Annotated in this window: 21 protein-coding genes; 8 read left to right on the top strand and 13 right to left on the bottom strand. The window is 69.2% G+C overall.

Annotation, left to right across the window (positions count from 1 at the left end; all coding sequences use genetic code 11):
- Positions 1-137: 137 nt before the first annotated feature.
- Together FKO37_RS07740 and FKO37_RS07735 are read left to right on the top strand one after the other, a co-directional pair.
- Positions 138-935: a cyclase family protein gene (locus FKO37_RS07740; protein ID WP_238604084.1), complete on the top strand. Its 798-nt coding sequence runs from the start codon at positions 138-140 to the stop codon at positions 933-935.
- A complete protein-coding gene (locus FKO37_RS07735; RefSeq protein WP_238604083.1) occupies positions 932-2,560 on the top strand; it encodes a thiamine pyrophosphate-binding protein in 1,629 nt (542 codons plus the stop codon). Before FKO37_RS07740 ends, FKO37_RS07735 begins: the two co-directional genes overlap by 4 nt.
- Here FKO37_RS07735 and FKO37_RS07730 read toward each other — a convergent pair.
- From FKO37_RS07730 to FKO37_RS07685, 10 genes are all read right to left on the bottom strand, one after another.
- Positions 2,520-3,893 carry an APC family permease gene (locus FKO37_RS07730; protein WP_134665377.1) on the bottom strand — a complete coding sequence of 458 codons (1,374 nt, stop codon included), beginning with the start codon at positions 3,891-3,893 and terminating at the stop codon, positions 2,520-2,522. The genes FKO37_RS07735 and FKO37_RS07730 overlap by 41 nt on opposite strands.
- Before the next feature lie 45 nt (positions 3,894-3,938).
- Entirely contained in the window at positions 3,939-4,499 is a 561-nt protein-coding gene (locus FKO37_RS07725) for a DUF3558 family protein (RefSeq protein WP_238604082.1), read from the bottom strand.
- A 92-nt stretch (positions 4,500-4,591) separates the two neighbouring features.
- Positions 4,592-5,887, bottom strand: a complete 1,296-nt coding sequence (locus tag FKO37_RS07720) for an MFS transporter (protein ID WP_255443303.1) — start codon at positions 5,885-5,887, stop codon at positions 4,592-4,594.
- A gap of 358 nt (positions 5,888-6,245) precedes the next feature.
- The gene (gene pdxH / locus FKO37_RS07715) at positions 6,246-6,911 is read right to left on the bottom strand and encodes a pyridoxamine 5'-phosphate oxidase (protein ID WP_037819929.1); all 666 of its coding nucleotides are present in this window, start codon (positions 6,909-6,911) and stop codon (positions 6,246-6,248) included.
- A 128-nt stretch (positions 6,912-7,039) separates the two neighbouring features.
- Entirely contained in the window at positions 7,040-7,753 is a 714-nt protein-coding gene (locus FKO37_RS07710) for an urease accessory protein UreD (RefSeq protein ID WP_134729441.1), read from the bottom strand.
- Entirely contained in the window at positions 7,750-8,451 is a 702-nt protein-coding gene (ureG, locus tag FKO37_RS07705; protein ID WP_238604081.1) for an urease accessory protein UreG, read from the bottom strand. The genes FKO37_RS07710 and ureG overlap by 4 nt, the downstream gene beginning before the upstream one ends.
- On the bottom strand, positions 8,441-9,127 hold the full coding sequence (locus FKO37_RS07700) for an urease accessory protein UreF (protein WP_134729443.1): 687 nt from the start codon (positions 9,125-9,127) through the stop codon (positions 8,441-8,443). Before FKO37_RS07700 ends, ureG begins: the two co-directional genes overlap by 11 nt.
- Positions 9,127-10,848, bottom strand: coding sequence for an urease subunit alpha (locus FKO37_RS07695; protein WP_238604080.1), 1,722 nt, complete (start codon positions 10,846-10,848; stop codon positions 9,127-9,129). The genes FKO37_RS07700 and FKO37_RS07695 overlap by 1 nt, the downstream gene beginning before the upstream one ends.
- Entirely contained in the window at positions 10,848-11,153 is a 306-nt protein-coding gene (locus FKO37_RS07690; RefSeq protein ID WP_037819934.1) for an urease subunit beta, read from the bottom strand. Before FKO37_RS07690 ends, FKO37_RS07695 begins: the two co-directional genes overlap by 1 nt.
- Before the next feature lie 10 nt (positions 11,154-11,163).
- Positions 11,164-11,466, bottom strand: a complete 303-nt coding sequence (locus tag FKO37_RS07685) for an urease subunit gamma (RefSeq protein WP_134729449.1) — start codon at positions 11,464-11,466, stop codon at positions 11,164-11,166.
- A gap of 480 nt (positions 11,467-11,946) precedes the next feature.
- On the opposite strand from FKO37_RS07685, the gene FKO37_RS07680 reads away from it, so the two are divergent.
- Positions 11,947-13,086 carry a citrate synthase 2 gene (locus FKO37_RS07680; RefSeq protein WP_037819940.1) on the top strand — a complete coding sequence of 380 codons (1,140 nt, stop codon included), beginning with the start codon at positions 11,947-11,949 and terminating at the stop codon, positions 13,084-13,086.
- Positions 13,087-13,135: 49 nt separating this feature from the next.
- Here FKO37_RS07680 and FKO37_RS07675 read toward each other — a convergent pair whose 3' ends face one another.
- Together FKO37_RS07675 and FKO37_RS07670 are read right to left on the bottom strand one after the other, a co-directional pair.
- A complete protein-coding gene (locus FKO37_RS07675) occupies positions 13,136-13,705 on the bottom strand; it encodes a TetR/AcrR family transcriptional regulator (protein ID WP_037819941.1) in 570 nt (189 codons plus the stop codon).
- A gap of 14 nt (positions 13,706-13,719) precedes the next feature.
- Entirely contained in the window at positions 13,720-15,426 is a 1,707-nt protein-coding gene (locus FKO37_RS07670) for an SDR family oxidoreductase (RefSeq protein WP_134729489.1), read from the bottom strand.
- A gap of 151 nt (positions 15,427-15,577) precedes the next feature.
- On the opposite strand from FKO37_RS07670, the gene FKO37_RS07665 reads away from it, so the two are divergent.
- The 5 genes from FKO37_RS07665 to FKO37_RS07645 are packed head-to-tail and all read left to right on the top strand — an operon-like array spanning position 15,578 to position 20,388.
- Positions 15,578-16,417: an ABC transporter ATP-binding protein gene (locus FKO37_RS07665; RefSeq protein ID WP_134729450.1), complete on the top strand. Its 840-nt coding sequence runs from the start codon at positions 15,578-15,580 to the stop codon at positions 16,415-16,417.
- Positions 16,418-16,428: 11 nt separating this feature from the next.
- Entirely contained in the window at positions 16,429-17,232 is an 804-nt protein-coding gene (locus FKO37_RS07660; RefSeq protein ID WP_037819984.1) for an ABC transporter permease, read from the top strand.
- A complete protein-coding gene (locus FKO37_RS07655; RefSeq protein WP_238604079.1) occupies positions 17,211-18,398 on the top strand; it encodes a sensor histidine kinase in 1,188 nt (395 codons plus the stop codon). The genes FKO37_RS07660 and FKO37_RS07655 overlap by 22 nt, the downstream gene beginning before the upstream one ends.
- Positions 18,395-19,018 (top strand): response regulator transcription factor, encoded by a 624-nt coding sequence (locus tag FKO37_RS07650; RefSeq protein WP_037819947.1) that lies wholly within the window; start codon positions 18,395-18,397, stop codon positions 19,016-19,018. The genes FKO37_RS07655 and FKO37_RS07650 overlap by 4 nt, the downstream gene beginning before the upstream one ends.
- 23 nt (positions 19,019-19,041) lie before the next feature.
- Positions 19,042-20,388 (top strand): serine hydrolase, encoded by a 1,347-nt coding sequence (locus FKO37_RS07645; RefSeq protein WP_043830522.1) that lies wholly within the window; start codon positions 19,042-19,044, stop codon positions 20,386-20,388.
- Position 20,389: 1 nt separating this feature from the next.
- Here the strand turns inward: FKO37_RS07645 and FKO37_RS07640 are convergent, their stop codons facing one another.
- Positions 20,390-21,538 carry a hypothetical protein gene (locus tag FKO37_RS07640; protein ID WP_238604078.1) on the bottom strand — a complete coding sequence of 383 codons (1,149 nt, stop codon included), beginning with the start codon at positions 21,536-21,538 and terminating at the stop codon, positions 20,390-20,392.
- Positions 21,539-21,568: the final 30 nt, after the last annotated feature.

Genomic DNA, 21,568 nt, shown 5'->3' with positions numbered 1-21,568 from the left:
CCGCGTTCACTCTGACTGATCTCTGGCAGCTATTCCGTCAGTGCTGCTGAAACCGGTACTGTAGATATGGCCTTCCGCGCTGTCAACGACCGTCAAGGATCCGCAATAGCGCGCCCCGCGACCGAGAGGACGCACCGATGAGCACCCCCGCCGAAACCGGGGTCGACCAGCTCCTGACCCAGCTCGCGCAGGGCCGGCTGCGGATCGTCGACCTCACCAACAAGCTCAGCGCCGCCACGCCGACCCTGCAGTTGCCCGAACCGTTCGCGAACCTGATCGACTTCAGCCTCGAGTCCGTCAGCGAGTTCGACGATTCCGGACCGCTGTGGCGGCACAACAACATCCACACCGGCGAGCACATCGGCACGCACCTCGACGCGCCGCGGCACTGGATCTCCAACCGCGACGGCGCGGACGTTTCGGAGCTGCCGGTCAGCAGGCTGATCGGCCCCGCGCACGTCCTCGACATCTCCGCGCGCGTCGCCGGCAATCCGGACTTCCTGCTGGAGATCGCCGACATCCAGGCTTGGGAGGCTGAGCACGGACCGTTGCGCGAGGGCGGCTGGCTGCTCGTGCACTCCGGATGGGATCAATACGCCCAAGACCGCGACGCGTTCCTCAACTTCTCCGACGGGGCCAGCCACACGCCCGGCATCTCGGCCGCCGCGGCGAAATGGCTTGCCGAGGAAACGCCGATCGCCGGGTACGGCGTGGAAACTGTCGGCATCGACGCCGGGAACGGCTTCGCGCTCGACCCGCCGATGCCCGCGCACCACCATTTGCTCGGCGCGGACAAGTACGGCATCACTTCCCTGCAGAATCTCGGCTCGCTGCCGCCGACCGGCGCGCTCGTCGTGGTCTGCCCGCTGCCGATCGTCGGCGGGACCGGCAGTCCGGCGCGCGTGCTCGCGGTAACGCCGGGAGTTGAATCGTGAACGTTGCCCAAGCCGTCGGAATCGCGTTGGCCCGGTTCGGCGTCCGCAAGGCGTTCGGCGTGGTGGGGAGCGGGAATTTCCACTTCACCAACGGTCTGATCCAGGGTGGTGCCGAGTTCGTCGCCGCTCGGCACGAGTGCGGCGCGACCACGATGGCCGACGCCTACGCGCGGTGCAGCGGCGAGGTCGCGGCGGTATCGGTGCACCAGGGCTGCGGGCTGGGCAACGCGACCACCGGGATCGGCGAGGCGGCGAAGAGCCGGACCCCGCTGGTCATCGTCACCGGCGAAGCGACCGATCCGCTGTCGAACTTCCATATCGACCAGGACGCGCTCGCTCGGTCCGTTGGGGCGAGCAGCATTTTGGTGCGGTCAGCGAAAACCGCGCTGGCCGATGTGCGACGAGCGTTCACGCAAGCTCGGCGCGATCGGCGGACTGTCCTTTTGCGACTTCCGTTGGAAGTGCAGGCCGAGCCGTTCGATGAAGGCCTCCTCGATGGACTGACCGCGATCGAGGCACTGCCGCAACCACGCGCCGCTGAGCAGGACGTGAAGGCGCTCGCTTCGCTCCTGCAGCGAGCCGAGCGTCCAGTATTCCTTTGTGGACGGGGTTCCCGGAAAGCCCGGGCCGAACTGGTCGCGCTGGCAGACCGTTGCGGAGCGTTGCTTGCCGAGGGTGCGGTCGCGAAAGGACTGTTCACTGGCGAACCGTGGTCGATCGGGGTGTCCGGCGGGTTTTCGTCGCCGCTGACCACCGAGCTGATCCAGGGCGCGGACGTCGTCGTCGGCTGGGGATCCGCGCTCAATGACTGGACGACGGCGCACGGGCGGCTGCTCTCCCCGGAAACCACGTTGGTGCAGGTCGATCTGGAGTCCGCCGCGCTGGGCCGGAATCGGCCGGTCAACCTCGGCATCGTCGGCGATGTCGCCGGTACCGCCGCGGCGGTGTCCGAACAGGTCGAAGTCCACAATGGATACCGCAGTGACGAGCTCAAGGACCGGATCGCCCGGGAAATCCGTTGGCGCGACAACGAACACGACGACGCCGGGACCGCTGAGGTCATCGACCCGCGGACGCTGTCCGCCGCGCTGGACGAACTCATTCCGGCCAACCGGGTCGTCGGTGTCGATTCCGGGAACTTCATGGGCTACCCCACGATGTACCTGGACGTCCCGGACGAGAACGGTTTCTGCTTCACCCAGGCGTTCCAGTCGATCGGCCTCGGACTCGCCACCGCGATCGGCGCAGCACTCGCCCAGCCGGACCGCTTCCCGGTCGCAGCGTGCGGTGACGGCGGTTTCCTGATGAGCATCGCCGAACTGGAAACCGTCGTACGACTGAAGCTGCCGATGCTCATCGTCATCTACAACGACCACGCCTACGGCGCCGAGGTGTATTTCTTCGAGCCCGGCGGACATCCGGCCGACACCGTCACCTTCCCGGACACCGACATCGCCGCCATCGCGCGCGGTTACGGCTGCGACGCGGTCACCGTCCGCGCCAAGGAAGACCTCGACGAGGTCGCGACGCGGGTCGCCGCCGGGCTCGAGCGTCCGCTGGTGGTCGACGCGAAGATCGCCGGGTTCAGCGCCTGGTGGCTCCAGGCCGCGATGACGCACCACTGAGCGCCCGCTTCACCAGGAGGTTCACCACCCACAACACGAGGCCGACGGCAAGCAGGATGCCGGCCACCTGGTAATCCTGCGCCGGGCGGCCGGACAGCGGGCTGACCAGGTACAGGCAGAACACCGCGGCCAGCACCGGCACGACCGTCGGCGCGCGGAAATGCTTGTGCGCCACCTTGTCCTTGCGCAGCACCAAAAGCGCGATGTTGACGATGGCGAACACGACCAGCAACAGCAACGCGGTCGTCCCGCCGAGCGCACTGATGTCCACAAAGGACACCAGACCGATGGCGATGACGCTGGTGAAAATGATCGACACCCACGGCGTCCGGCGAGTCGGGTGCACGCGGCCGAACACCGGCGGCAGGACGCGTTCGTTCGCCAGGCCGTACAGCAGACGGCTGGCCATCAGCATGTTGATCAAGGCGGAATTGATCACCGCGAACAGGCCGATGGCGGAGAAGATCTCCCGCGGGAAGCCCGGTGCACCAATGTCGAGCACCCTCAGCAGCGCGTCGCTCTTCGCGCCAGCCAGTTCCGCGGCCGGCACCAGCAGCGAGGACGTCACCGAGACGAGGACGTAGATCGTCGCGGCGATGACCATGCCCCACAGCATCGCGCGCGGGAAAATCCGCACCGGGTCATGGCATTCCTCGGCCATGTTCACCGAGTCCTCGAAGCCCACCATCGCGAAGAACGCGAGCGACGTCGCCGAGGAGATGGCGACCAGCCACGTCTTGTCCGCGGTGTCGATCTCGACCAGCCGCGACGGTTCGCCGTTCCCGTTCAGCACCGCCCACACGCCGACGCCGATGATGATCAACAGCCCGGACAATTCGATGCAGGTGAGGACGACGTTGGCCTTCACCGATTCGCCGACGCCGCGGAAATTGATCAACGCCAGCAGGAGCACGAACGCGATGCCGACCAGCACCGTCGGCAGTTTCACGAACGCCGCGAGATAGGTCGCGCCGAACGCCACCGCGGCCGACGACGCGGACGTGATCCCGGAGCACATCACCGCGAACGCGACCATGAAGGTCAGGAACGGCACCCCGAACGCCTTGTTCGTGTACAGCGCCGCGCCCGCCGCGCGCGGATACTTGCCGACCAGTTCGAGATAGCTGAACGCGGTCATGAAGGCGACCACGAACGCCAGCAGGAACGGCAGCCACAACGCGCCGCCGACGCGTCCGGCCACCTGCCCGGTCAGCGCGTACACGCCGGTGCCGATGATGTCGCCGACCACGAAGAACAGCAGTAGCTTCGGGCCCATGACCCGCAGCAAAGCCGGTTCGGCGACCTTGGATGTGCCCTCGCTCACGTCCGTCATGGGCGATTAGTGTGCCTTGTCCGGACGCTTACGGGAAGTCGGCCGTCAGGCCTTGGCGACCGCCGTGTGCACGAGCGGGGTCATCATTTCCTTGGTCATCTTGACCGGTCCGGTGTAGTTGACCAGCACCGGAACCCCGTTGGCCACCTTGGCCGCGGCGAGTGTGGCGGTCTTCTGCTCGTCGGTGTAGAAAACGGCGCCGTCCGGGAAGCCCGGCACGTCGACCGCGCCCGGCTTGGCCTTCTTGATCGCGGCGATCATGTCGGCGGGCTTGGCCTTGCGGCCCTCGTAGCGGGTCACCGCGAGCGCGCCTGCCGTCTTGCCTTCGACGACGTATTCGCAGCTCGTGGCCTTGCCGCCGTTGCTCGGATTGTCGTGGGCGGGCCCGGCCTTCGAGGTGATGTTCGGGATCTTGATCGCCTTGGAGACGTCGTCGGACGGCAGCAAGGAGCAGGTGTCGGCGGCCTTGGCGGCGGGCGCGGACGAGGAGGCAGGCGCCTTGCTCGCGGGCGGCGGCGTCGGTGCGGCGGCCTTCTGCTCACCAGAAGAGCAGGCGGTCAGAACAGCGGCGGCGGAGATCAGCAGAGCGATCGGATATGCACGCATATCGGGCATGCTATCTCCACCTTCCTCCCCACCACCGCCCTCATCGGAGTAGCTGCGCTACGCAGCGTTGTTTTGGTGGAGTAACACTACTGTCAGTGGCCCTCTTCGACCGGAGCCTGATACCGCCAGAACCCAGGCAGAACAGCCAGCGAAGCCACCACCAGCACGATCACCAGCAGCCCGCCGCCGGTCGCCGCGATCCTGGTCCCCCACGCCGCCGCGGACCAGCCGTGCGTGAGGTCGGCGATCCGCGGCCCGCCCGCGACGACCACGGTGAAGACGCCCTGGAGCCGTCCGCGCATCTCGTCGGTGGTGGCGGTCTGCAGGATCGCCTGCCGGTAAACCGAGCTGACCATGTCCGCCGCACCGCCGAGCGCCATGAAGATCACCGCCAGCCACAGCGAATGCGCGAGCCCGAACGCGGCCATCGCCGCACCCCAGCAGCAGATCGCGATGACGACCGCCGCGCCCTGCCGCTGCACCCGGTGCAGCCAGCCGGAGAACAACCCGATCAGCATCGCGCCCGCGGGCAGCGCGGCGTAGAGCATGCCGAGCGCCGGACCGCCGCCGGGCGGATCGCCGAACGTCCGCTCGGCCATCTCCGGGATCAACGCGCGCGGCATGCCGGCGACCATCGCGATAATGTCGACGACGAACGACGCCAGCAGCACTTTTTGGTGCGCCAGGTAACGGAATCCGTCGACGACCGAGCCGATCCCCGCCCGGCGCGTCCCCTCGCCGAGCGGCGGGATCGAGGGCAGCCGCCACACCGCGATCAGCGTGATCGCCAGCGCGCAGACGTCCACCAAGTACAAAGTGGACAGTCCGATCACCGGGATCAGCGCCCCGCCGAACAGCGGCCCGAACACCGCGCCGAACGTGGCCATGGTGGTGTTGAGCGCGTTCGCCGACGGCAGGAGCGGAGCGGGCACCAGCCGCGCGACGACCGCGCCGCGCGTGGGCATGTTGATCGCGAAAAACGCCTGGTTCGCGGCGAGCAGCCCGAGCACGAGCCACACCGAATGCATCCCGGTGAAGGCCTGGAGCCACAGCAGCGCGGAGGTGATCGCGACGCCGACGTTGGTGACGAGCAGCAGCTTCCGCCGGTCGACCGCGTCCGCGATCGCCCCGCCCCACAGCCCGAACACGAGCAACGGAACGAGCGCGACCGCACCGGTCAGCCCGACGTACCCGGACGATCCGGTGATATCGAAAACCTGCTTCGGCACCGCGACCGCGGTGAGCTGCGACCCGACCGCGGTCACCGCGGTGGACATCCACAGCCGCCGAAACGCCGGAATCCGGAGCGGACGAGTGTCGACAACGATCCGGCCGAGGAGCTTGCGAGCCCCGGTACGGGGCGGGCGTATCCCCGGTTCTGAAGTCACGAGCTATCAGCTTAGTTGTGCTAACGAAGCTGGCGCAGGTGATTTTCCCCGCACGGAGGCCCGCGCACCCTTGGGGAAAGTCCGTGAGGGCCACCCTGAGGGAATCAGATTCCCTCAGGGTTCCCCTCACGACCCTCGACGGTCCCGCCACCCACCGAACCGCAGCCGATGCACCCAAAGCGAGGCACCCACACCTCCCCCGCCCCCGATACGAAGCCAAAAACGCGGCGCTGGGGTGCTTGTCAAGGCATCTTTCCCGCCTTGACAAGCACCCCAGCGCCGTAGTCACACTGAAAAATCGGGGTGCCCCGCCTCACCGCCGGACGCAATGTCGCCGCCAGGCGACGAGCAGCAACGATCAAGGAGCCAACCGCTCCACATGCCACCCGTCATGAGTCCGGTGAAACCGCAACCGGTCGTGCATCCGATCCTCGCGCCCCTGCCAGAACTCGACAAAGTCCGGCCGAATCCGCCAACCACCCCAATGCGGCGGAGCCGGGATCTGCTCGACATCGCCGAACCGGCGCTCGATATTGCGCAGCGCGTTGTCCAACGCCCGCCGCCCCTCGACCACGCGCGACTGCGGCGACGCCCACGCTCCCAGCTGCGACCCGCGCGGGCGCTGGGCCCAGTAGGCGGCCGTCTCGTCGGCGCTGACCTTCTCGACCTCGCCGCGGACCGTGACCTGGCGGTGCAGCGGGTACCAGGGGAAGGTGGCCGACGCGTAGCGCGTCGCCGTGAGGTCGTGGCTCTTCGCCGACGTGTAGTTCGTGTAGAAAACCACTCCGCGTTCGTCGAAGCCCTTGCACAGCACCGTGCGCGAAGAAGGCCTGCCCTCGGCGTCGGCGGTCGCGAGCACCATCGCGTTGGGTTCCGCGAGTGCTTCGGACACCGCCTGGCTCAGCCAGCTTTCCAGCTGGTCATGCCACGTGGCCGCGAGCGCCGACTCGTCAAACGGCGCGCTGTCGTAAGCCACCCGCATGCCAGGCAGCCGCACGACCGCCTCGTCGATCTCCGGTGTCATCCGGCCCAACCTCCGTTACCCCTGGTGAGGGTGTCGAATCACGGCTATTCAGCGACGGTATTGGGTCGCCGGTCCCGGCGAAACCCACCGAACGGTGACTCCTGCCACGCCTGGCCGCCATCCGCTGTTCACCTGCTGGTCCGGGATCGATCCAGAGCTGTGGCCGTCACGACGTCGGGGGCCAGGGCAGTGGTCAGCATCCCGCCCGCGGCCAGCGGCGTCCGCGACCACCACGGGCCTGACTCCGCCGGGCCGCATCCGCGGCCGAACTCGATCTCCGTCACCAGCACCCGATGTCCGGCCAGCACGGCGAGGCTCGCGTCCAAAATGGCGTCGCCGACGGTCTGCGTCTGCCGGAGTGCCGGAACTCCGCCGCAGGTCACGTGCACTGTGGAGGACAACCGGCCCGGACGTTCGCCTTCCCTGCCGAGGACGAGGACCTCGCGGGTGTGGAACCGGGCGTCGGAGGCCAGGTCGGCGCGCAGCACGGCGACGTGGTCGGCGCGGGCGGTGACGACGGTCGGCTCCGGCAGGTATGCGAAGGAACCGCCGGGCTCGACGACGACCTCCACAGTGGACAAGCTGGGCACGTCGCGCAGACCGGGCAGGGCGAGGGTCGCCGCGACGCCGGACAGCTTCAGCTCCGCACCCGCCCCGACGTGGATCTCGAGCCGCAGTTCGTCGCCGCCGAGCGGAGCGGTGGCCGAGTTGACCAGGTGCACCACCGCACCGCGGCCGCGCTGGCGACGCGGGACGAGCGTCAGCGGCGCCATCGACTTCAGTTCTCGCAGCACCGTCCGCCCGTCGTCGCAGGCGGCGACCAGGCGTGCGTGGGCTTTCACCCCTGCCGGACCGGCACCAGCGAGCGCACCCAGTCCGCCACCGCGGGCGCGTCCGGAGTGTCCACTAGGGACTGGGTGAACACCGGGAGGTCGCCGCGCATGTGGTGGGCGTCGGAGGTCATCACGGTCAGGTCGGCGCCGACCAGCGGGGCGAGGTCGGTTTTGTTGATCACCAGCAGGTCGGCCGTCGTCACGCCGGGGCCGCCCTTGCGCGGCACCTTGTCCCCGCCCGCGACGTCGACCACGAAGATCTGGCTGTCGGCCAGGCCGCGGCTGAACACCGCGGTGAGGTTGTCGCCGCCGCTTTCCACGATGACCAGTTCCAGGCCCGGGAACTTCTCCTCCAGCCGTTCGACTGCGTCGAGGTTCGCGGTGATGTCGTCGCGGATCGCGGTGTGCGGGCACGCGCCGGTCTGCACCGCTTCGATCCGCTCCGGGTCCAGCACGCCCGCCCGGCGCAGGAAGTCGGCGTCCTCGGTCGTGTAGATGTCGTTGGTGACCACGGCCAGATTCAGCTCTCCGCCGAGCGCGCGGCACAGTGCGGCGGTGAGTGCTGTCTTGCCGCTGCCGACCGGGCCGCCGATGCCGATCCGGTACGCCCGGCCGCCGGTCGGCGCCGCGGCGTAGTGGTCCGGTTCGGCGGCGGTCGGGTCGAAGTTGACCGCGTGGAAATGCCCGTGACCGTGTTCAGCTGGCAAAGAGACGCACCTCTTCCTGGTGATGCCGAGCGTGTTCCTCGGCGAACAGATCCAGCGCCGGCGACGCTGGCGCGGGCAAATCGGCCGGATCGGCACCGGCGGTCTCGGCGGCCTGGCCGCTGACTTCGCGCAACGGTCCGGCCAGCCGCGCGACCACCGCGTTCACGGCGAACGGATCCAGCCCGAGCAGGCGAACCGCCGCACTCGCCGGGCCGCTCACAGCGAGGTAAGCGATCGCCATGGCCGCGTCGAACGGACTGCCGCCGCTGATTCCGACGAGCGCGCCGCTGACGATCGGATGGTGCGGGCGCGGCGTCTCGGCGAGCAGCTGGGACAGCACTGGCGACGGCCACGCCGCACGTCCGGCTCGCGCGGTGCCGCGGCCTTGCGCTCGCGACGCTTCCCGTTGCGCGAGCGAGGGCGTGCGGGCGTCGAGTTCCTGATCGAGCCGTCGCCAATGGACACTCTCGACAGCCCGCGCCGCGGCGTGCGCTGAGGCAGCGGCGAACGCGGCGGCGAGAAATCCCGCGGTACGCAACCGTCCAAAAAGGAATCCGGGCAGGTCGCGTTCGGACCGGACGAGACCGCGTGCGGCCACCTCTTCGAGGCCGCCGGAATGCACGTGCCCGCCGCCCGGGAACCGGGAGTCGGCGAGAATGAGAGCGACCGGGTCCATCAGAACAGGAAATACCGTTGTGCCATCGGCAATTCGGCCACCGGATGCGGTTCGATCAGTTCCCCGTCCACGCGGACCGCGAAGCTGTCCGGATCCACTCGCACCTCCGGGGTCGCGTCGTTCAGCACCATGTCGGCCTTCGTCCGGCGGCGGGTGTTGGCGACCGGCACCAACGGCCGGGCGATGCGGAATTGCTCCGCCAAACCGGAATCCAGCGCTTCCGGAGCCACGAAATGCAGACTGGACGCGGCCGCAACCGCAGGTGCGGAACCGAACATCGGCCGCGCGAGCACCGGTTGCGGCGTGGGAATCGAAGCGTTCGCGTCCCCCATCGCCGCCCACGCCGGGAAACCGCCCTTCAACACCACATGCGGGCGCACGCCGAAGAACTTCGGTTCCCACAGCACCAGGTCGGCGAGCTTGCCGACCTCCACCGAGCCGATCTCCGCGTCCATTCCGTGCGCGATCGCCGGGTTGATCGTGTACTTCGCGACGTAACGACGGGCGCGCAGGTTGTCCGCGGCACCATCGCCGGGAAGCGCGCCGCGGCGACCCTTCATCACGTGCGCGGTCTGCCAGGTCCGGATGATCACCTCGCCGATCCGCCCCATCGCCTGCGAATCGGAACTCATCATCGAGATCGCGCCCAGATCGTGCAGCACGTCCTCGGCGGCGATCGTGCTCGGCCGGATCCGGCTTTCCGCGAACGCGAGATCCTCGGGCACCGACGGGTTCAGGTGATGGCACACCATCAGCATGTCGAGGTGCTCGTCGAGAGTGTTGACGGTGTGCGGTCGGGTCGGATTCGTCGACGAGGGAAGGAAGTTCGCCATTCCGGACACCTCGATGATGTCCGGCGCGTGTCCGCCGCCTGCCCCCTCGGTGTGGTAGGCGTTGATCGACCGGCCGCCGATCGCCTCCACCGTGGACTCCAGAAACCCGGCCTCGTTGAGCGTGTCCGTGTGGATCGCGACCTGCACGCCGGATTCGTCCGCGACCGTGAGACAGGCGTCGATCGCGGCCGGCGTCGAACCCCAATCCTCGTGCAGCTTGAACCCGCCCGCTCCGGCCGCCAGCTGTTCGCGCAGAGCTTCCTGCCGGACGGTGTTTCCCTTGCCCAGCAGCAACACGTTCACCGGCTGTCCGTCCATTGCGGACAGCATCCGTCCGAGATTCCAGGCACCGGGAGTCACCGTGGTCGCCTTGGTGCCCTCGTTCGGCCCGGTTCCTCCGCCGACCAAAGTGGTCAGTCCGGCCGCGAGCGCGGTGTCCACCAGCTGCGGGCAGACGAAATGCACGTGACAGTCGATGCCACCGGCGGTGAGGATTTTCCCGTTGCCCGCCAGCACTTCCGTCGCCGGGCCGATCACCAGTGCCGGATCGACACCGTCCATAGTGTCCGGATTACCCGCCTTGCCGATGCCGACGACGCGCCCGTCGCGGACGCCGACGTCGGCCTTCACCACGCCCCAGTGGTCGAGGATCACCGCGCCGGTGATCACCAGGTCCGGCGCTCCCTCGGCGCGGGTCGCCATGCCCTGGCCCATCGACTCGCGGATCACCTTCCCGCCGCCGAAAAGCACCTCGTCGCCGCTGCCGCCGGGACCGATCGACCGGTCCTCGGTCACCTCGATCAGCAGATCGGTGTCCGCGAGCCGGATCCGGTCCCCCGCGGTCGGGCCGAACAGTTCGGCGTAGCGGACGCGGTCGATCTCCGGCATCAGAACTCCCCGGCGTATTCGGCCCGCAGCCCCGGCACCCGCCGGTTTCCGCTGAGCGGAACCAGGTCGACCTCGCGGTCGATGCCCGGCTCGAACCGCACCGAGGTCCCGGCGGGCACGTCGAGCCGGTGCCCGCGGGCGGCTTCGCGGTCGAATTCCAGGCCGGGATTGACCGCGGCGAAGTGATAGTGCGATCCGACCTGCACGGGCCGGTCGCCGAGATTGCGCACGCGCAGCCGGATCCGGGCGCGCCCCGGATTCAGCGGCACCGGCTCGTCGCCGGGAATGATCTCGCCTGGCCGCACGAATTCCTCCTCAAGCAATCGGTTCGTGCACCGTGACGAGCTTGGTGCCGTCCGGGAACGTGGCTTCCACCTGCACGGAATCGACCATTTCCGGCACCCCGTCGAGGACTTGCGCCCGGGTCAGCACGGCGCGCCCGCCCGCCGCCAGTTCGCTGACCGTGCGTCCGTCGCGAGCACCCTCCACGACGTAATCGGTGATGAGCGCGACGGCTTCGGGATAATTGAGCCGAAGACCGCGTTCGAGCCGTTTGCGAGCAACGTCCGCCGCGACGTGGACCAGCAGTTTGTCGCGTTCCTGCGGGCTCAGGTGCATGGCAAAGGTCTACCACCGGAGCGACCGCTCCGCCTGATTCGGCAACACAGTGTTTACGCGGCGTGGACCGCGGTTGTCCGCCGAACCAGAAAAGAATTCGGACAAGCCGGAAACGCCGCGGCGAGGATTCCGCAATTTCACCCCGGCGCGCGGCCTGCCACTTCGGAGCACGCAGGGCGCCCGTCCCGCTCACCGAGAGTGACCTCCGCCCGCCTCCGCAAGCCGGGGTTCACCTCCGCGCCACCGGGGTACCAGTCTGCGGTCACCTCACCGGACGGGAGAAAGTGGCGTCCAGCGCTCACCTGGACTGAATCGTTCTCGTAATCGTGACCGAAACCACGACATCTTCCGTTGCCCCGGCCGGGCAAAGGGAGCATGGTTTGTCCCACCGTGCGATGAGGCGCGCAAGGAGCCAGCGTGTATCCCGTCCGCGCGTGCACAACACAGCCGGGGAATGCGCATCGAAAGGGTTCGCGAAGAGTGACTACCTCCACGATCAGCACCACGAACGACGCCGACGACGGGTTCCGGCCCGGGCTCGAGGGCGTCGTCGCGTTTCGGACCGAAATCGCCGAACCCGACCGGGACGGCGGTGCGCTGCGCTACCGCGGCGTCGACATCGAGGACCTCGCCGGGAAGGTGACCTTCGGCGACGTATGGGGTCTCCTGGTCGACGGGCGGTTCGGGACCGGGCTTCCGCCCGCCGAGCCGTTCCCGCTTCCGGTACACACCGGCGACGTCCGCGTCGACGTCCAGGCCGCGCTCGCCATGCTCGCCCCGATCTGGGGTTACCGGCCGCTGCTCGACATCACCGACGAAGAGGCGCGCGACCAGCTCGCCCGCGCTTCGGTGATGGCGCTGTCCTACGTCGCGCAGTCCGCGCGCGGCATCGGACAGCCCGCGGTGCCGCAGTCGCGGGTCGACGAGGCCAAGTCGATCACCGAGCGGTTCATGATCCGCTGGCGCGGCGAGCCGGACCCGGCGCACGTCAAGGCGGTCGACGCGTACTGGGTTTCCGCCGCCGAGCACGGCCTCAACGCCTCCACCTTCACCGCGCGCGTCATCGCCTCCACCGGGGCGGACGTCGCGGCGGCGCTGTCCGGCGCGATCGGCGCGATGTCCGGCCCGCTGCACGGCGGCGCCCCGGCGCGCGTGCTGCCGATGATCGAGGAGGTCGAGCGCACGGGTGACGCCCGCGCGCTGGTCAAGGGCATCCTCGACCGCAAGGAGCGGCTGATGGGCTTCGGCCACCGCGTGTACCGCGCGGAGGACCCGCGTGCCCGCGTGCTGCGCCGGACCTGCAAGGAACTGGGCGCGGAGCGCTACGAGGTGGCCGCCGCGCTGGAGCAGGCCGCGCTGGCCGAGCTGCGCGAACGCCGTCCGGACCACCCGATCGAAACGAACGTCGAGTTCTGGGCCGCGGTGATCCTGGACTTCGCGAAGGTGCCGCCGCACATGATGCCCGCGATGTTCTCCTCCGCGCGCACCGCCGGCTGGGCGGCGCACATCCTGGAGCAGAAGCAGACCGGCCGCCTGGTCCGTCCGTCGGCGAAGTACGTCGGCCCCGGCCCGCGCACGCCGTCCGAGGTCGACGGCTGGGACAGCGTCACCCAGATCTGAGCCAAGTCCGTGAAGGCCTCCTTGCTTCCAAGGGGGCCTTCACGGCTTTTCAGACGTGCGCGTCGGTGGCGGCGAGCATCGCGGTGAGCTGGTCGACCAGCCAGCCGTCCAGCGTTTCGCGCGGGACGGTGCCTTCTTGAAGCCACGACAACAACGCGCCCTCGACCACCGCGGTCCAGCAGCGCAGGGTCAGCAGCACCAACGGTGACGGTTCGGGGATCGGCAGCGCTTCCAGGATCAGCTCGACGGCACGGTTGCGGACCTCGTCGATCGCCGCGTCCGTCTCCGAAGTGGCGATGACCGAACCGCTGCGCAGCAACGCGACATAGCCTTCGCGGTAATGCGCGGCGACATCAACCAGTCCCCGTACGGCCGCGCGCAACCGTTCTTCCGGCGGGCCTTCCTCAAGCGTCGCGAGCCGGTCGACCAAACCGTCGGTGACCGTGCGCAACGCCTGCATTTGCAGTTCCCGCAGGCTCGGGAAATACCGGTAGAACAACGGCCGCGACACCTCGGCGCGCGCCACGATGTCGTCCACCGTGACCAATTCCGGGGCCCGGCTGCCGAACAAATCCAGCGCGGCCGCGATCAGATCGTCCCGCCGGGCCTGCGCGGTCATCCGGCGCGGACGGCTCACGGCGTGACGTCCAGTTTCGCCGCCGCGCGCAGCAAACCTGGCGTCAGCCGCGAAAGGACCAGCGCGACCTTCGCTTCCGGAGTGGACGGTTGGATCGCGACGTTTTTCTCCACCGCACGCAGAATGTCGCGCGCCACTCGTTCCGGACCGAAATTGCGCCGGGCGTAGAGCTTCGACGATTCCTTCTGGCGCCGCTTCTCCTCGACCTCGTCCACGCCGACGAACTTAGTGGTCTTGGTGATGTTGGTGTTCACCAATCCCGGGCAAACCGCGGTAACGCCAATTCCCTCGGACGCCAACTCCGCGCGCAAGCCATTGCTCAACGCGAGCACCGCGGCCTTCGTGGTGCCGTAAGCGGTGAGGATCTTCGACGGCAGGTATGCCGCGGCAGAAGCGAGGTTGACGATCTGCCCGCCTTCAGCGCGTTCCTTCATCATCGGCGCGAACGCGCGGCACCCGTGGATCACGCCCCACAGGTTGACGTCCACGACCTTCTCCCAGTCCTCGATCGTCGTGTCGAGGAACGGGCCGGACATGCCGATCCCGGCGTTGTTCACCACGATGTCCGGCACGCCGAACTCGTCCCGCACCTGCGCGGCGAACCGGGCGACCGCCTCGCCGTCCGAAGAGTCCACTGTGTACTCACCGGCGTCGACTCCGCGCTCTCGCACCAGTTTCGCCGTTTCCGCAGCTGAATCGCCGTTGATGTCGCTGACGACCACGTCGGCACCCTCGGCCGCGAACGCCAGCGCGGTCTCCCGCCCGATCCCGCTGCCCGCACCGGTCACGACGACGAGGTGGTGCGCGAAGCGACCGCTGCCGCCGCCGACCCGCGCCCGCCGCAGCGCCCGCGTTTCCTCGCCGATTTCCACCGACGCGATCAGCTCAGCTGCCGCGGCAGCAACCACTTCCGGCTTGGTCCGGGTGATCCAGTGCGACCCGATCACGCGCCGGACACGCAGATCCGGCACCCAGCGCTCGACCTCGGTCTGCAGCGGCGTGGTGACGTACGAATCGCCGGTCGGCGCGAGCACCTGCACCGGGATTTCCGCCGGACGCGGGCGTGGGCGGGACAGCCGCGGGCCCATGTTCGCCCGGTACAGCTTCAGGCCGTGCACCCCGTCCGACGTCTTGGGCGACGTTTCGGCGGGCTCCAGCTTCCGGATCATCGTGCGCATGATTCCGGTGCGCCACAACAGTTCCGGGATCAGCGGCACCTGGAACGCGACGATGTAATACGAGTGCAGGAACTGCCGAAGCGCGTGTCCGAGGCGACGCGGCGTCGGCCGGGTCAGCTGGGCACGGAACCACGCGCCGGCGTGATCGAGGCTGGGCCCGGAAAGCGAGGTGTACGAAGCGATCCGGCCGCGCAGCTGGTCGCCGGTGACCGCGTGCCACGCCTGGATCGAACCCCAGTCGTGCGCGACGAGGTGGACCTTGCCGGACGGCTGCACCTCGTCGACCACCGCGGCGAGGTCGTCGGCGAGCTGGTCCAGCCGGTACGCCCGACGCTCCCGCGGTTTGTCGGATTCGCCCGCGCCGCGCACGTCGTAGACGACCACGCGGTGGTCGCGGCGCAGCTCTTCGGCGACGCCGTCCCACATCGAGCTGTTGTCCGGATATCCGTGCACGAGCACGACCGTGGGCCCGTCCGGGTTGCCGCTCACCCGGACCGAAAGGCGAACTCCGTCACTGGCCGTCACCTGCTTGTGAGACATCTTGTCATGTTAGACAACTTGTCAACAGAGGCCGTCGTGGTTCCACGGGAAACCAGCGTGTCCACCGTTCGACGGACAGCCGGATTCCACTGCCCGGACGTCCCGCGAACCGCCCTCCGCGGCGCACGCTGAACCCATGAGCACAGCAGTGCGAGTGCGCGGACTGCGCAAGGAGTACCCGGGCCACCTCGCCGTGGCCGGGATCGATCTCGACATCCGTGACGGCGAGGTGTTCGCCCTGCTCGGGCCCAACGGCGCGGGCAAGACGACCACCGTCGAGATCCTGGAGGGGCACCGGCAGCGGACGGCGGGGGAAGCCACTGTCCTCGGCGAGGACCCGGGTACCGCGGGACGCGCGTGGCGCGCCCGCCTCGGCATCGTGTTGCAGACGGCCGGCGACGCGGCGGAATTGACCGTCGCGGAGACCGTGCGGCACTTCGCGAAGTACTACCCGAACCCGCGGGATCCGGAAGAGGTGATCGACCAGGTCGGCCTCACCGCGAAGGCGGGCGCGCGGGTGAAGGCGCTGTCCGGCGGGCAGCGCCGCCGGGTGGACGTCGCGCTCGGCATCGTCGGCCGTCCGGAATTGCTGTTCCTGGACGAGCCCACGACCGGTTTCGATCCCGAGGCGCGGCGGCAGTTCTGGGGGCTCATCGACGGACTCGCCCATGAGGGCACCACGATCCTGCTGACCACGCATTACCTGGACGAGGTCGAGGCGCTGGCCGATCGGCTCGCGGTCATCGCGCGCGGTTCGGTCGTCGCGGAGGGGACGCCGGCGACGCTCGGCGGCCGCGAACGCGCCGAGGCGGTCGTGCGGTGGCAGGACGAACGCGGCAGTCACGAGGAACGCACGCAGTTCCCGACGAAGCTCGTCTCGCAACTCGCCGGCACGCAGGGGGAACTCGCCGGTCTCACCGTGACGCGCCCCAGCTTGGAAGACGTCTATCTTGACCTGATCGGGGAGCAACCGTGACCACGACGACCATGGCGCTGCCGGGGACGTTCCGCTTGGGCCTCGCCCGCGGCGGGCTCGAACTGCGGCAGTTCTTCCGCAACCGCGAGCAGGTGGTGTTCACCTTCTCGCTGCCCGCGGTGCTGATGATCCTGCTCGGCTCCATCCTCGACGGCCCGACCGGGCAGAGCGGAGTGTCGTCCGGGCAACTGCTCGCCGCCGGGATGATCGGCGCGGGCATCGTGTCGACGTCGTTCAACAGCGTCGGCATCGGCATCGCCGCGGACCGGGAAATCGGTGCGCTGAAACGCTTGCGCGGCACGCCGATGCCCGCGGCGGCTTATTTCGTCGGCAAGATGGTGATGGTCGCGGTGACCAGCGTGTCGCAGACCGTCCTGATGGCCGCGGTGGCGATGCTGCTGTTCCGCCTCGAACTGCCCTCCGATCCGGCGAAGTGGCTGACCCTGCTCTGGGTGCTGCTGCTCGGGATCGTCTCCTCGACGCTGCTGGGCATCGCGATCAGCTCGGCCACCCGCACCGCGAACGGCACCGTGGCGCTCGTGCAGCTGGTGTACTTGGTGCTGCAGTTCATTTCCGGGGTGTTCGTCACGCCGATCACGAACCTGCCGAGGATCATGGTCGACGTCGCGTCGTTCTTCCCGCTGAAGTGGATCTGCCAGGGCTTCCGCTCGGTGTTCCTTCCGCCGGAGGCCGCGACCCAGGAAATGGCGGGGACATGGGAGCTTCCGAAGGTGGCGCTGGTGCTGGCGGTGTGGTGCGTGGTGGGCCTGGTGCTCGCGAGGGTGACGTTCCGGTGGACGAACGAAGCGAAGTGAACCAGGCCGACGCGTGGGAGCGGTCGTACTGGTCCTGGGAGGTGCTGTTCGCGGTCGCCTACCTGGCGACCGCCTTCCTGGTGCTCTTCAACGACGGATCGGCGGCGGAGAAGATCGTGGCCGAGTCCGCGATGGGCGCGATCGCGGTCGGCTACCTGGCCGTGGGACGGCGCGTCGTGCACGGCGAGGACAACGGAACCGCCCGGGCCGTCGCGGCGGCGGCGCTGATCGCGTTGACCGGCACCGCCATTCTCGCGACCACTTCGGCGAGCTTCGTGCTGTTCCTCGCCTGCCCGCTGCTGTTCATGCTGCTGGATTTGCGGCCAGGGGTGGTCGCGACGACGCTGCTCATCCTGCTCGAGCCAGTCTCGGCGGTGCTGAACGGCGGCTGGGACAACCAGTTGCTCTCGGTCCTGCTGCCGATGACCGCGATCCTGATCGTCTTCAGCCTGCTTGCCGGGAAGTTCACCAGCGACGTGCTGAAGCAGAGCCGCGCCCGCGCCGAGCTGATCCGCGAATTGGAATCCAGTCAGGCCGAGGTCGCCCGGCTGTCGCGGGAAGCGGGCACCGCGGCCGAACGCGAACGGCTGGCGCGGGAAATCCACGACACGCTCGCACAGGGGTTCACCAGCATCATCACCCTGACCCAGGCGATCGAGTCCGAACTGGACACTGATCTGTCCACAGTGCGCAAACATCTCGCGCTCGCCGGCCGCACCGCGCGCGAGAATCTCGCTGAAGCCCGTGCGATGGTCGCCGCGCTCGCACCGTCCGATTTGGCCACTGGTTCGTTGCCGGAAGCCGTGCAGCGGCAGGCAGATCGGCTCGCCGAAGAGATCGGTATCCCGGTCGAGTGCGAAGTGGACGATGCGCTGCCGCCACTGTCCACTGCGGTCGAAGTTGTGCTGCTGCGCGCGGCGCAAGAGGCGCTGTCGAACGTACGCAAGCATTCGGGCGCGACTCTCGTCCGCGTGCGGCTGTCCGCTGTGGACGGAGCGATACGGTTGCGCGTGGAGGACAACGGGTGCGGCTTCACCCCGGATGCCGACGGAGCCGGATTCGGGTTGCGCGGCATGCGTTCGCGGGTCGAGCAGGTAGGCGGCGCCCTGGAAGTGCGGACCGGCGCGAACGGCGGCACCGAACTGGAACTGGAGGTGCCCGCGTGATCACCATCATGCTGGTCGACGACCATCCCGTGGTGCGCGAAGGACTGCGCGGCATGCTCGAAGCCGAGGACGACCTGACGGTGGTCGGCGAGGCCGGTTCCGGCGACGAAGCGGTGGCGCTCGACCGCGTGAAACAGCCCGACGTCGTCCTGATGGACCTGCGCATGCCGGGCCTAGACGGCGTCGGCGCGATCCACGCGATCCTCAAGGAAACGCCCGCGCGCCGGATCGTCGTGCTCACCACGTACGAAACCGACGCCGACATCCTCCGCGCGGTCGAGGCGGGCGCGTCGGGATATCTGCTGAAAGACGCGTCGCGCGCCGAGTTGGCCGGGGCGATCCGGGCCGCGCATCGCGGCGAAACCGTGCTGGCGCCGTCGGTCGCGGGCAAGCTCGTGCACCGGATGCGGAACCCGACGCCGGCCTCGCCGCTGTCCGCGCGCGAGGTGGAAGTGCTGCGACTGGTCGCGAAGGGCCGCACCAACGCGGAAATCGGCCGCGAGCTGCACATCGGCGAGGCGACGGTGAAAACGCACCTGCTGCGGGTGTTCTCGAAGCTCGGTGTTTCCGACCGCACGGCAGCGGTCACGACGGCGCTGGACCGGCAACTGCTCGGCTGAACTGCCCGGGCAGAATGACGGCCATGCTCGACACCACCGAACTCGCCCTGTACCGACGGCTCGCACACGAGCAGTCCGTCAGCCGCGCCCCGTCCCTCGTCGCCGCTGTCGTCCGAGGCGGCGACGTCGTCTGGTCCGGAGCCCGCGGCCGCGTCGGCGACCAGCGCCCGGACGACAACACGCAGTACCGGCTGGGGTCGATCACCAAAACGATGATCGCGACCGCGGTCCTGCGGCTGCGCGACGAGGGCAAACTCGACCTCACCGACCCGCTGGAACGGCACCTGCCGGGCACCGCGTTCGGTTCGGTCACCGTCGCGCAGCTGCTGTCGCACACGTCGGGCCTCACGTCGGAATCGCCCGGCCAGTGGTGGGAACGCGCGCCCGGCGCGGACTGGGCGGCGCTGGTCTCGAGCCTGGAGAAGGGCGCGACGAAGCTGCGTCCCGGATCCAAATTCCACTACTCGAACGTCGGCTACGGCGTGCTCGGCGAACTGGTCTCCCGGCTCCGCGAGCGGCCGTGGTTCGACGTCGTGCGCGACGAAATCCTTACCCCGCTGGGCATGAACCGCACGACGCCGCACCCGGAAGGCGCGCACGCCGAGGGATTCGCCGTGCACCCGTTCGCCGACGTGCTCATGCCGGAGAAGTGGCCGGACGCCGGCGCGATGGCCCCGGCCGGGCAGCTCTGGTCCACCGTCACCGACCTCGGCCGCTGGACGTCGTTCCTCGGCGGCCACACCGGCGACGTGCTCTCGCCGGACACCGTCGACGAAATGCGGACGATGAACACCGTCGACGACACCGAGGTGTGGTCGACCGGGTTCGGGCTCGGCCTGATGGTCGTGCGCTACCAGGGCAGGCACCTGGCCGGGCACACCGGATCGATGCCCGGGTTCCTCGCCGCGACCATCGTCGACCCGCGCAGCGGCACCGGCGCGCTGTGCCTCGCGAACTCGACCTCGGGCGTCAACATCACCCAGCTGTGCCTCGACCTGATCACCACCGCCGACGACCTCGAACCCGCGCTGCCCGAGGAATGGCTCCCGTCCACTGTGGACCCGGAGCTGCTCGCGCTGACCGGACTGTGGCACTGGGGCCCGACGCCGTACTTCCTGCGCGTGCAGGGCGACGGCCTGATCTCGCTGAACCCGGCCGTCGGCGCCGGCCGGGCGTCCCGGTTCCGCCCCGAGGGCCCGGACACGTGGATCGGCCTGGACGGCTATTACGCGGGCGAAACGCTCACCGTCGGCCGCGACGCGAACGGCACGGCGAACCACCTGAACCTCGCCACGTTCATCTTCAGCCGCACGCCGTACGACCCGGCCGCACCGATCCCGGGCGGACTGGACGAGGGTGGGTGGCGCTGAGTCACTCCGCTGCGGCCTTGACGCCGGGGTCTTCGGCGTCATAGGCAGGCGCTCGCCCGGCCGGGGACAACCACGCCTTCGCGTAGAAACCCTGGCCGGGCAGTCCCAGCAGAACCTCGCCCATCTCCGGCGTGCCGAACACCCACAGCCGCCGATGCTCGATCAGCTCGGCGGCGAGTTCCGGCGGGCAACGCTCGATCCCGAACCGCGCCGGCCAGCCGGGTTCGAGCACGAGCCAGCCGGTCACCGCCGTGCCCGGCCACACGTGCCGGTCCGGCAGCGCCGCGCGGGCCGGAGTGAGCGAGCCCCGCATCCACTGCCCGGTTTCGCGGGCCTGCCTCGCCCACGCCACCGCGACCCCGCACCAGACCAGCGCGGGAATCAGCACCGGCCACCCCGAGCCGCCGATAAACCAGAACGCCGCGACCGCCCCGCCTGCCGCGACCGCCACCGCCGACCCCGCGGCGGGCACGGCGATGGCGGCCTGCCAGCGCAACCTTCGCAGCGACGGCTTCCGCCGCGGCAATCCCGTCGGATCGGTCGTGAAGAGCCCCGGCGTCGCCACCCCGCCGATCTCCACCGCGACCCGGCCCCGCGCGTCCGGCTCGTCCAGCCGCAGCCGTCCGGTCCGCCGAAGTTCACGCGCCTGCTCCGGCGTGCAGTCGAGCAAAGTCAGGTAGCCGCGCGGATGAACCACGACGCGCAGCAGGCTCGGCGACTCCTGCCCGTAGTCCCACTGAGTGGTGTCCCCGTCAAGCGTCGCGCGGACCTCGCGCATTGGTCCCTTCGGCCGTGCCCGGGCCGGTCGGCTCCACGGCCGCCACCACCACAACGAGCCGATGACGAACGCGGCGGCGAGCACGAGCACGAAAACCGCCGAGCCGACCTCGTCCGGGTCCGGCGGCTCCATGACCAAGGCTCCGGCGAACAGTCCAGCGAGCACGACCGCAAGCCCGAACACCGCGGGCGCGGCCAGTCGCCGCGGGAACGACCACCGCGGCCACCTCGGCACGAAAACCAGCACCAGGGTCGCCACCAGGCCGAGGGGAAGGCCGATCAGCGCAGTCGAATCCCACGGGTGCACCAGCGCGGCCAGGGCGAAGAGCGCAAACCATCGCCAGCGCGGCCGGTAACCGTGCGTTTCCGTCACGATTCCACATGTCGGACACCCGCCAACCGC

The sequence above is a fragment of the Amycolatopsis sp. Poz14 genome (genome assembly GCF_006704225.1).
GTDB lineage: Bacteria > Actinomycetota > Actinomycetes > Mycobacteriales > Pseudonocardiaceae > Amycolatopsis > Amycolatopsis nivea.
This window is presented reverse-complemented; position numbering and strand designations above follow the sequence as displayed.